Genomic DNA, 10,812 nt, shown 5'->3' on the forward strand with positions numbered 1-10,812 from the left:
TAGATTACTACTTGATTTCTCACGGAGATTTTATTGATTTATTTACAAAATATAAGGTATCTGGAAATGATATTTCAAGACTGAAAGAGTATGGTTTAATTTCTGGTGGTGGAAGACATGAAATTACTGTCGAAAAAGACGAGATGGCTGGTTTCCAAAATGATAACCTTGTTCTAACCTTCACTACCGAATCTGACGAAAGAATAACGTTTGAATACAGTGCTTTCCACCTAACAGATACCGCCAAAGCCTTGATTGATATTTTGGAGATTGAAACGGATAATAACTTCTTTACTGACTTAGCAGAACATTTCAAACGAGAGTCTGATTCTGATGTTATTGTCGAAATTTATGATGTAGATGTAGAGAATTTGAAATAAATACTCTAACTAATGCTTATTATTTCATGACATCTAAAGAAGTGGTCGTCAAGGTATCGTAAATAGAAAAGATAATATAGAAAATATCTTGAAGGACGAAATTTTACTGACAAGAATAGGATTAAGTTGCTCATTGAAGATTGTTGAGTGAATAAACGATATGAAATATTATTTATTGCAATAAATCTAAGAAAAATCTGAATAAAAAAATATTCAAATATATTTGTAAGCGCTTGCAAGCTTACTGTGTTTATGGTATTATGTAATTATTAAAAATAGGTTCTCTTCTTGTCTACAAAGACAACTCCTTCAAACTAAATGGAAACATCATACTAACCTGACTGAACTAATACTTGTATAGTCAGGATTTTGAAAATAAATGAAAGGAGGCTTATGCTTTCGATGCAACAAATAATTCAATTATTTCACTCTGGCTTTATATAAAAAGGAGGATAGACCAATGGATATGTTTTTAAGATTTTTAAAGCAAGTTATTAGTGTTTTTAAAAACACTAACGAATATTCAGGAACTATAGCGATTTTTCTGAAAGCGACCCTAGATGGACTTATTTCATTGTGTAATCAAGCTATAAAAGCCATAAAAGAAAGAACACCTGATAATAATTTGTCAACTAAAAAAGACTCTCCTAAAGTCAAAAATATTCATAACAAAAAACAACGGTGCATCCGCATATTTGGAAAGGAATTTCTATCAACTACAATCGAGAAACAAAAGACAAAAATAATTCATGATGAGCCTAGACAGATTCAACACGAAGATGTTAAACTTCTTAAAAAACAAGATACTAATAAGACATCACAACCAATTAAACGAAGGCAAGGTGATTTTAGGAATGCTCAAAATAAAAAATCCGCTTCATCAAAAAATAAGAAGCGGAAGACAAACGTTTCTCGTAAACGGAGACGAAAGACTCCTAGAAAGAAACGTTAAAACAGAATAAAACAGTTCCAAACCACAACAAATTTATGGGACTGTTTTTTATTTTGCTTCGCAGGAAGTAATCGCTTACAACCTACGACTCAACTAATTATACTCCCATATTATTTTTGTGTCAAGTGTTTTTACTTTACAGTTATTCTGATTTTTCTTCTAAAATAGAACCACCCTGATATAATAGTAAAGCAAGGAGAAAAATGTGAAGAAAATTATCAATCAATATCAGGAAAAAAAGTAATGTTTAAATAATAGTTACAAGCTATAATTACGTTGATTCGTGATAATCAAAACACTTACCATCTTTCCAAAAGACAAGCTAACTAGGATATCGGGTAATGAATTTAAATCTTCTGCTCATTAGCTTTATATGGTATAATGGAAGTTAATTATTGATAGGAATAGGATTGTAATAAATGAGAGAAAAAATAAAGCAAGCAAATCGCTCACGAGGAAAATTCAAACCAGAAACACGCAATTTATCAAATGATGAGGTTAAAGAGATACTTCTTCAAAAAATTTCAGAAGAAGAGCTATCTGTACCCGAAGATGAAAAAGATATAAGTTTGTTGTTGAATATTGACAGCAGAGAAAATAAATTTAATGTAGTTTCATTATTCAGTGGTGCTGGAGGACTTGATTTAGGACTTGAATTGGCTGGGTTGAGTAGCGTTATTGGTGATAAAAAAGCTTTAGAATATTTCAATTCTGGAAAAGAGATATTTAATAAATATCGTTCAGAAAGTATTTTTCACACGATATATACAAACGATATGTTTAAAGAAGCTAATATGACTTACAAATTAAACTTTCCTAAACATGTCACTCAGCATGAAAAAGACATCCGAAAGGTTTCTCATTTTCCAGAATGCCAAATTATGATTGGGGGCTTTCCTTGCCCTGGATTCTCAGAAGCTGGACCACGACTTATAGATGACCCCAGAAATTTTTTATATATACATTTTATTCGTGCACTCATTCAAACTCAACCTGAATTTTTTGTAGCAGAAAATGTTAAGGGAATGATGACTTTGGGTCGTGGTGAAGTATTAAATCAAATTGTAGCTGATTTTGCAGCGGCTGGTTATACTGTCACTCCTCATTTAGTAAATGCTAGAGATTATGGGATTCCTCAGTTGCGTGAGCGAGTTTTTTTAATTGGCGTTCATAAAGAAAAAATCGAACAAAAATATGGTTTTCATTATCAACTACCAGAGGCTACTCACAGTAATCCTAATGAAATTGACTTACTCGAAGAAAAACTACCTTTCGTAACACTAGAGCAGGCTATTGGGGACCTTAAAAATAATCCAGGACCATATTTTCAAGGTGAATACTCAACAATCTACATGAGTCGAAATAGAAAAAAGAGTTGGTCTGAGCAATCTTTTACTATTCAGGCATCTGGTCGCCAAGCTCCTCAACACCCAGATGGTGAACCTATGACAAAAATTGAAAAAAATAAATGGATTTTTAATGGCGATATAAATAGGAGACTTTCTATAAAAGAAATCGCTAGAATTCAAACATTTCCAGATTGGTTTGAGTTTTCGGATGGCGGAAATATGAAACTTAAAGAAAATGGACGAATTGATAAAATTTATAAGCAAATTGGAAATGCAGTCCCTGTATTATTGGCAAAAGCTATTATTCAACCTATATCAGACTTTATATATAAGGAAATTGTTAAAGGAAAATAATATGGAAGCGAATATTTTAACAGCAGTTATTAACATTATAAAGAGTCATAACTCCAATCTTCAAGAAATTTATATAGGGTCTAATCGAGCTAATTCAATGGGAGATGCTCTTGAAAAATATATTGTCGATAGCTTTGCCGACACGATTTTAGAAGACGACGAATCAGCCCGAATACTGAAAGTAAATCAAGTTTTTTCATATCTGGGTAATGATTCTAATCCACCTGATGCCATGTTGAAAGGCGGAGCGGCCATTGAAACCAAGAAAATCGAAAGTCGTAATTCTCAACTTCAACTTAATAGCTCAAGTCCTAAATCTAAACTTTACGTTGATGATTCTCGATTAAAACAAGCTGCTCGTGAAGCAGAAGAATGGAGTGAGAAAGATTTTATTTATTCAATCGGTTTTGTAAAGGATAGACAGCTCAGAGAGTTAGCATTGATTGACGCCTCTGTTTATTGTGCTGATAAGACAGTCTATCAAGATATTTTTGAAAAAATAAAATACGGCATATCAAGCATTCCAAACGTTAATTTTTCACCAACTCAAGAACTTGGGCGAGTAAATAAGATTGACCCATTAGGGATAACAAGTCTTCGTATTCGTGGTATGTGGCTACTTGATAATCCTTTTACTGTTTTTAAATATATTTATACCCCAGTAGAAGAGGCTGATTTTAACTTATTTGCATTAGTATCATCACAGCATTTTGATAACTTTAACAATAAAGATGAGCTACTATCTTTAGCTAATAATACATGCAATCTATCAATTCTTGATGTAAAAGTTAAAAATCCAAATAATCCTGCACAACTTATTGATTGTAAGAAAATTAATTTTCACTTTTAACTCTATTGAGGTAAATAATGAGTTTTACGAAAAAGCAAGTATCAAATTTTCTAAATGATAAAATTCTCTTTAGATTCACTATTTCAAGCGATTTTATAATTGATTTTCACGAATATGAAGAGGTTTTTACATTCGATGAGCTTGAAAAAATTATAAAAAGTAACCTTACTTATTGGAGTTCAATTTATAACATAGCTTCCAATAATTTTATGTCAAATTGGAAAAATTTGAGCGATAAGTTTAATTCAATAAGAAAATATATCCTCGAGCTTGAAGAATTAAATATCGAGAAAATAAATGACCAACTTTACTATAATTTATCAAGCAATCGAGAATCAAGAGAACGAGACAAGATGGTTTACATATTATCAATAAGTTCTCCTGTTGATAAAGATTCAGAAATTCGTAAAATAAAAAGCTTTGTTTCTTTCTATATTCAACAATCTCAAGATAATCTTGATGAAGCTATCAAAAATTATATATATCTTTCTAAAAATACAAGTTCTATTGGCAGTCATTTTTCCAACCCTTATGAGTATAAATTTTATCCAGCATTATATCTACTTAGAAAAAACTTTTCAAATATTAAAGAGACTGTCTCTGATTTTGAAACAAATATAGTAGCTCCTCTAGCTAGCAAGTTGAAAGATATTTCAGACGACTCCGATGAACAGTATAGAGAAATTACGTCATTCACAGAAGATAAACATAATAAAATTCAGGAACAATTCGATGAAAAAGTTTCTGAGTTTGCTGAATTTCAAAAATCTCTCAACGACTGGCAAAAAGAAAAGCAAAATAAGCTTAAAGATTTAGAAGAAACATATAAAAATAAGCTTTCTCTAGAGGATCCAGAGCAACTTTGGAATGAGCGTGCTATAGAACATCAAAAGCGAGCTACAAAATGGACATACTTCCTTATTGGCGCCGTCTTAGCTTTAATCTCTACTTCAGTAATATTAGTCCTCGTGATACACGATTATTCTTTAAATGTTATCAAAAAAGAGATTCCATTCATATCTGAGTCATTTATACTTATTTCGGTCATTTCATTTTTTATCTACATTGTTAGAGTATTGATAAAGATTGTGATGTCAAATCATCATTTGGCTACTGAATACAGACAAAAAGCAGCTTTGACGAGATTTTATCAATCTCTAACTTATGCTGGAACCGACATCGATAAAGACGAGCGACTAATAATTATTAACTCATTATTTAGTAGAGTTGAAACAGGACTAGTAAAAACAGATACCTCAAATGATAGCGATACAATTTTAGCTATTTTATCAAAGAATATAAAATAAAAACGGTAACTTACCGTTTTTATGCTTCTATAAGGTGCCTGAACTCAGATTTTCTTAAACTGCTGGATGTCATACTTCCTTTAGGGAGCGTATTTGAACTACACCCCAAAAGTTAGACTGAAAAAATCTAACTTTTGGGGTCAGTTCAGAGCGTATTTCTAATGAGGGCTTTTTTGCATCTATTGGGAATCACTATTAGAGGGGAAAAGAGGTCAGGATGATTAAGAAAGTAAAAAAAATAGTACAAGGTGGATGGTCAAAAAACATAGGGGGAGGAGGATTTTGCAAATCAGCTAGCTATCTTCTTGAGAAGAACTGATGGGGTTCTCCGTCTTTGAATGGAGTTTTTTACGATTCAACGGACGGCAAGAGGTCTTGTAGACGGAGCTGAGGATTGGAAGTAACGAGGTAATAGGTGACCTGAGCTTGCGGGTCACTGATGGGAATCACCTTGCGGTTATCTCTGATCTGATGCCTCTTTCGGCTGTAATCGGTGGTAAAGCGTGGGAGGTTGGAATGCTGAACCAATTCTTCGAATTCGAAGCGGTTGGTTTGGACCAGAAATTTGGAAGCCGGCATCTCTTCATGCACCAAGTCGTCCCAAAAACCGATCTGATTCATGAGGAGGAAATTGTAGCCATTGAGGTCCTGAAAGGTCACCTGGTCATAGTCAGCTAGGGCATGGTCTTTTGTGACGGTGATAAACAGATTTTCGGTCAAGTAGGGCAGGGAGTAGGCTCCCTCTTTCTCATAGGGAAAGGGGAGAATGGCCAAATCAACCGTATCATTTTCCAGGCTAGCCAAGACCTCTGTTTCTTTTCCAATCTGTTGGTGGAGGTGCTTGTGGGGAAACGAAGCGCTCAACTGAGGAAGCAATTCCCAGAGTGGGGCTGGAGCGACAGAAGCGACACGGATGGTCTTGAGACCCAGCTCAAATTGGCGCACTTCCTTGATGCCCTGTTGGCTGGTTTGCAAGATTCGACGAGCGACGTTGACTGCGACTTCTCCTGTTTCATTTAGTGCAATGCGGTTGGCCGTACGGTCAAAAAGCGTCACACCAAAATCTTCTTCTACCTGTTGCATGGCACGAGAAAGGGAAGGGGTTGAGATATGGAATTTCTCTGCAACTTTGGATAGGGTGCCTAATTCTTTAAAGGCAACCAGTTGCTCCAGTTCTTCTAAGTTTAGCATGTTCTTCTCCTTTTAGTTTTCATTTTATGAAAACTAGCTTCCTGTATTACTAGTGTACAATATGAGACTCTCGTTGTAAACTAGAAACATCAAGAGATCAAAGGAGATGTCAAATATGTTCTACAAAACCTTAAATAATCAGGTCAAAATGCCTCAACTTGGTTTTGGTGTTTTCCAAACCCCTGTGGATGAAACCAAGCAGGCTGTTCTTGAAGCCATCGAAGTCGGCTATCGCTCCTTTGATACGGCCCAAGCCTATGGCAATGAAGCAGGTGTCGGTCAGGCCATTCAAGATTCTGGTTTGCCACGTGAAGAATTTTTCATCACAACCAAGATCTGGATCACCAACGCGGGCTATGAGAAAGCCAAGGCCTCGATCGCAGCATCCTTGCGCAAATTGCAAACCGACTATATCGACCTTTTGCTTATCCACCAACCCTTTGGCGATTACTATGGCAGCTACAGAGCCATGGAAGAAGCCTACAGGGCTGGGAAAGTAAGAGCGATCGGGGTTTCCAACTTTTCCCCAGACCGTTTCATTGATCTACAGCACTTTGTAGATATCAAACCTGCCGTCAACCAAATCGAAACCCATGTCTTCCAACAACAAAAGCTAGCCAAAAGCTATTTGGACAAATACCATTGCCAGATCGAGTCTTGGGGACCTTTTGCCGAAGGGCGCAATGACTTCTTTAACACCCCAGTCTTGAAAGCGATTGGGGACAAATACGGCAAGTCAGTCGCCCAAGTCGCCTTGCGTTTCTTGTTGCAAAATGACGTGGTCCTGATTCCCAAGTCAGTCCGTAAAGAACGCATGCAGGAAAACTTTGATATCTTTGATTTTGCATTAACCGAGGAAGACATGCAGGCTATTGCGGATCTGGATCAGGAAAAATCGCTTTTCTTTGACCATCAAGACCCTGAGACGGCGGAGTTCTTTATGAACCTAGCCGATAAGTAAACAGGTAAAAGGAGAACCATGAAAAACAAATCTTTTCTCATCATTTCTGGCCTACTCATGGCCTTCACCTCACTGTCGACGGATGTTTATTTGCCCGCTATGCCTACTATGGAAAAAGAACTGGGTGGACAAGTGGAGTTGACGGTGACCAGTTTTTTGGTAGGCTTTGCCCTAGCCCAGTTGGTCTGGGGGCCTATCAGTGACCGGATCGGGCGGAAAATCCCTCTGTATCTAGGTCTTGTAATCTTTATTCTGGGGTCTTTGGGTTGTGCGCTGTCGACGGATATGACCCAGGTCATCATCTGGCGGGTCTTTCAAGCTTTTGGAGCCTGCGTGGGGCCGATGTTAAGTCGGGCCATGAGTCGCGACCTGTTTGACAGTCGAGAAGCGGCCCAAGTGCTATCGACCCTCATGATTATCGCAGCAGTAGCCCCTATCCTAGGTCCCTTTATCGGTGGCTTTATCGTTAGTTTTACGAGTTGGCATGTGATTTTTTACTTTATGGCGCTGGCTGGGACCCTCATGCTCTATGGGGTTTACCGTTTGCCTGAGACCTTACCAAAAGAAAAAAGAGGCCACATAAGCCTGCTAAGGTCATTTAGCAACTACGGGCAACTCTTGACCAATCGCTCTTTTATGCTCTACACGCTCTGTGTGACCTTTTACTATGTGGGCGCCTATGCCTTTATCACAGGTTCTTCCACGGTTTACATCACCTATTTCCATGTGCCTGAACAGGATTACGGCTTTTTGTTCGGGGTCAATGTCTTAGGGATTGTCGGGCTCAATCTCTTTAACCGACGTTTGGTGGAGCGTTTTTCACTGAGGTTCTTGTTGCGTTGCGCTAGTGTCATCGCTCTCTTAGCTAGTCTGGCCTTGTGGAGCCTCAATCTGGGCAATGGGTCGAGTATTTGGACCTTGGCCATCCCTGTCTTTTTCGTCTTTAGCATGAATGGGATTATCGCTGCCTGTAGCAATGCGGCGGCTCTGGCCTTTGTCTCTGACGAGATGACGGGCTCCGCTTCGGCCTTGCTCGGTTCCCTCCAATACGGGAGTGGAATTCTCTCGTCAGCACTTTTGGCAAGCTTTGCAGCGACAAATGGCCACCCTGGCGCTATGGTGACCATCATCTTGGTCTCTGTTGCCCTCGCCTTCTTGACGACCTTGCTAGCCAAAAATGTCCCACAAATCAAAAAGAGTGTCTGATTTGGTCGAGCTAAGTCGATTTGATTGCAAGTAATGAAAGGAAATAAGATATGACACCTATAAAACAAACGGCAGGACGAGACCTCTTAAGGGATTTTGCTCCCAACTTTGCTCATTTCAATGATGATGTTCTCTTTGGTGAAAATTGGAATGATCGGACGATTCCATTAAAAACACGGGCGATCATCACGGTTGTCGCCCTGATGGCTCAGGGAATTACGGATAGTGCCATGGTGCACCATTTGGAAAATGCCAAAAAAGAGGGGGTTAGCCAAAAGGAAATAGCGGCGATTATTACCCATACGGCCTTTTATGCAGGGTGGCCTAAAGCCTGGGCGGTTTTCAATCTGGCCAAAAAGATTTGGCCTGTCGAAGAAGCAGAAGGCAAAGCCAGCGATAAAGAGGCCTATCAAGCGACACTTTTCTTTCCCATCGGTGAGAAAAATACAGCTTTTGCAGATTACTTCAGTGGCCAGTCTTACTTGGAGCCAATTGCAGAGGGGGCCTTCCCTGTTTTTAATGTGACCTTTGAGCCTGGGTGTCGCAATCATTGGCATACGCATAAGGCTAAAGCAGGTGGCGGGCAGTTGCTCATTTGTGTCGGTGGCGAGGGGTATTACCAAGAATGGGGCAAGCCAGCCCTCAAACTGCTCCCTGGGGATACCGTTACCGTTCCTGCAAATACCAAACATTGGCATGGGGCCAGCAAAGACCAGTGGTTTTCTCATCTAGCCTTTGAAATTCCTGGTGAAGCGACCGCAACAACTTGGCAGGAGCCGGTGTCCGAGGAAGATTACCTGAAAGCACAGGAGTAGGAAGCGAGACAAATTGTACAGCAATTCGTGTTATACTCAATGAAAATCATCAGCAAACTAGGAAGCTAGCCGCAGGCTGCTCAAAGCACTGCTTTGAGGTTGTGGATGGAAGCTGACGTGGTTTGAAGAGATTTTCGAAGAGTATTAGCTTTGTTTCCCACAAAACCTGTTAAAAAAGTCCCCCATCATCTGATATCTGATGATGGGGGACTTTTTGTGAAGGTTTAGGATAAGATTTTGCGATTTCCTGCGTCAGTAAATGGAAACAGAGCCATTCTTAAAACAGATCCCAGTTGGGATGAGCATGTTTTTTGACTTGGGTCATGTAAAAATGGATAGAGTGAGACTCTGCTAGCAAAGTTGCGATCGTAGCGATGACGATGACAAGAGTGGTGTTCGAAGCTAGCAATAAGGACAAGATATAACTGGCGAGTAGAATCGTCAGTTGAAGGGCGTAAAAGCTGGTAGGGTAGCGAAGGTAGTCCTTGTTGTAGCGACCATTGGCCAGAGTTGCCAGCTGAACTAGTCCAATTCCCAGATAAAAGGAAGTGGTGGCAAAGAGAGCGTTGGCACTGGGATCCTGAAGGAAACTCATGGAAACGGTGATGAGGATAAGACCGATAAAGATCGGATAGTGGCTATAGATGAGAAAGACACCGCCAGTATCCAGACTCTCGTCAATGGCATGGTCAAACTGCCCAAAGTAAAAGAGAAAGAGCAGAATCATGAGGATAAAGTAGAGGACGGAGCTAAGAGAGAAGGTCTCAGGCGTGAAGAAATTCGCAAGTCCCATGACCATCTCCCCAAAGGTAATGATCACAAGGAGCGAAATCCGCTCGATCAGATGGGGGAAGTTGACGCGAAAGGCGTTGGGGGTCTGGTTCAGCGTCAGGGGCAGGAGAAAGGTTCCCAAAATCCCAATCAGAAAGACGGGAAAGGCCATAGCGAGGGGAAGGAGCGCCGCTAGATACACACTGGCAAATCGAAGTCCCGTGATCCAGAGGAAGCGTTTGAGAATGGGGCGGTCTTCTTGAGGATTGCTTTTACGAAGGTATTCTACCAAGTATTGGAAAAAGAGGGTGAAGGAGAGGGTTCCGACTGTCCAGCTAAAAGGGTAGAAATAACCTTGCCAGTCTGCTGTGATCATATTTGAAATCAGGAGCAGCATAGCCATATTGATAAACATGGTGACCATGTTAAAGAGGGAGTTTTTCCCATAACGATTGGTAAAAACGGTCTGGATCATCCAGCTATTGATCAGGATGATGAGGGTGATAAGAAAAGACAGGATGGACTCCCACCCCAGCACTCCGTGATGGAGATGGTGGATGAGGGCTGTTGTTTTAGAAATAGCATAGACAAAAACGAGGTCGTAAAAGAGTTCACTGAACTCCACTCGTTTATGCTTGATAAGTGACGACATAATGGTCCTTTCTAGAGTTTAATA

General features: G+C 39.4%; 9 protein-coding genes and 1 pseudogene. 8 read left to right on the top strand and 2 right to left on the bottom strand.

Annotated features, from left to right (window positions below; all coding sequences use genetic code 11):
• The 5 genes and pseudogenes from STRDD10_RS08060 to STRDD10_RS08080 form a co-directional block, all read left to right on the top strand.
• Positions 1-380: pseudogene (locus tag STRDD10_RS08060) on the top strand (hypothetical protein); the annotation flags it as partial.
• Between the two features lie 460 nt (positions 381-840).
• The gene (locus STRDD10_RS08065; protein WP_067194854.1) at positions 841-1,332 is read left to right on the top strand and encodes a hypothetical protein; all 492 of its coding nucleotides are present in this window, start codon (positions 841-843) and stop codon (positions 1,330-1,332) included.
• Positions 1,333-1,751: 419 nt separating this feature from the next.
• Positions 1,752-3,035, top strand: a complete 1,284-nt coding sequence (locus STRDD10_RS08070; protein ID WP_067194856.1) for a DNA cytosine methyltransferase — start codon at positions 1,752-1,754, stop codon at positions 3,033-3,035.
• Position 3,036: 1 nt separating this feature from the next.
• Entirely contained in the window at positions 3,037-3,885 is an 849-nt protein-coding gene (locus STRDD10_RS08075) for an NgoPII family restriction endonuclease (protein ID WP_067194858.1), read from the top strand.
• A gap of 17 nt (positions 3,886-3,902) precedes the next feature.
• Entirely contained in the window at positions 3,903-5,192 is a 1,290-nt protein-coding gene (locus STRDD10_RS08080) for a DUF6161 domain-containing protein (protein ID WP_067194860.1), read from the top strand.
• A gap of 348 nt (positions 5,193-5,540) precedes the next feature.
• Here STRDD10_RS08080 and STRDD10_RS08085 read toward each other — a convergent pair whose 3' ends face one another.
• Positions 5,541-6,383 carry a LysR family transcriptional regulator gene (locus tag STRDD10_RS08085; RefSeq protein WP_067194863.1) on the bottom strand — a complete coding sequence of 281 codons (843 nt, stop codon included), beginning with the start codon at positions 6,381-6,383 and terminating at the stop codon, positions 5,541-5,543.
• A gap of 115 nt (positions 6,384-6,498) precedes the next feature.
• Here STRDD10_RS08085 and STRDD10_RS08090 point away from each other — a divergent pair, with 115 nt between their 5' ends.
• The 3 genes from STRDD10_RS08090 to STRDD10_RS08100 are packed head-to-tail and all read left to right on the top strand — an operon-like array spanning position 6,499 to position 9,365.
• A complete protein-coding gene (locus STRDD10_RS08090; RefSeq protein WP_067194865.1) occupies positions 6,499-7,344 on the top strand; it encodes an aldo/keto reductase in 846 nt (281 codons plus the stop codon).
• 18 nt (positions 7,345-7,362) lie between these two features.
• On the top strand, positions 7,363-8,550 hold the full coding sequence (locus STRDD10_RS08095; RefSeq protein ID WP_067194868.1) for a multidrug effflux MFS transporter: 1,188 nt from the start codon (positions 7,363-7,365) through the stop codon (positions 8,548-8,550).
• A gap of 50 nt (positions 8,551-8,600) precedes the next feature.
• Positions 8,601-9,365 carry a carboxymuconolactone decarboxylase family protein gene (locus STRDD10_RS08100; protein ID WP_067194871.1) on the top strand — a complete coding sequence of 255 codons (765 nt, stop codon included), beginning with the start codon at positions 8,601-8,603 and terminating at the stop codon, positions 9,363-9,365.
• A 277-nt stretch (positions 9,366-9,642) separates the two neighbouring features.
• Here the strand turns inward: STRDD10_RS08100 and STRDD10_RS08105 are convergent, their stop codons facing one another.
• Entirely contained in the window at positions 9,643-10,788 is a 1,146-nt protein-coding gene (locus STRDD10_RS08105; protein ID WP_067194874.1) for a low temperature requirement protein A, read from the bottom strand.
• Positions 10,789-10,812 lie beyond the last annotated feature (24 nt).

This window comes from Streptococcus sp. DD10 (genome assembly GCF_001578805.1).
Taxonomy (GTDB): domain Bacteria; phylum Bacillota; class Bacilli; order Lactobacillales; family Streptococcaceae; genus Streptococcus.

What these genes read in the sequence shown, in the direction of transcription:
- STRDD10_RS08090 (WP_067194865.1), top strand. Translation starts at nt 6,499, where the DNA reads ATGTTCTACAAAACCTTAAATAATCAGGTCAAAATGCCTCAACTTGGT.
- STRDD10_RS08065 (WP_067194854.1), top strand. Translation starts at nt 841, where the DNA reads ATGGATATGTTTTTAAGATTTTTAAAGCAAGTTATTAGTGTTTTTAAA.
- STRDD10_RS08070 (WP_067194856.1), top strand. Translation starts at nt 1,752, where the DNA reads ATGAGAGAAAAAATAAAGCAAGCAAATCGCTCACGAGGAAAATTCAAA.
- STRDD10_RS08095 (WP_067194868.1), top strand. Translation starts at nt 7,363, where the DNA reads ATGAAAAACAAATCTTTTCTCATCATTTCTGGCCTACTCATGGCCTTC.
- STRDD10_RS08085 (WP_067194863.1), bottom strand. Translation starts at nt 6,383, where the DNA reads ATGCTAAACTTAGAAGAACTGGAGCAACTGGTTGCCTTTAAAGAATTA.
- STRDD10_RS08105 (WP_067194874.1), bottom strand. Translation starts at nt 10,788, where the DNA reads ATGTCGTCACTTATCAAGCATAAACGAGTGGAGTTCAGTGAACTCTTT.
- STRDD10_RS08080 (WP_067194860.1), top strand. Translation starts at nt 3,903, where the DNA reads ATGAGTTTTACGAAAAAGCAAGTATCAAATTTTCTAAATGATAAAATT.
- STRDD10_RS08075 (WP_067194858.1), top strand. Translation starts at nt 3,037, where the DNA reads ATGGAAGCGAATATTTTAACAGCAGTTATTAACATTATAAAGAGTCAT.
- STRDD10_RS08100 (WP_067194871.1), top strand. Translation starts at nt 8,601, where the DNA reads ATGACACCTATAAAACAAACGGCAGGACGAGACCTCTTAAGGGATTTT.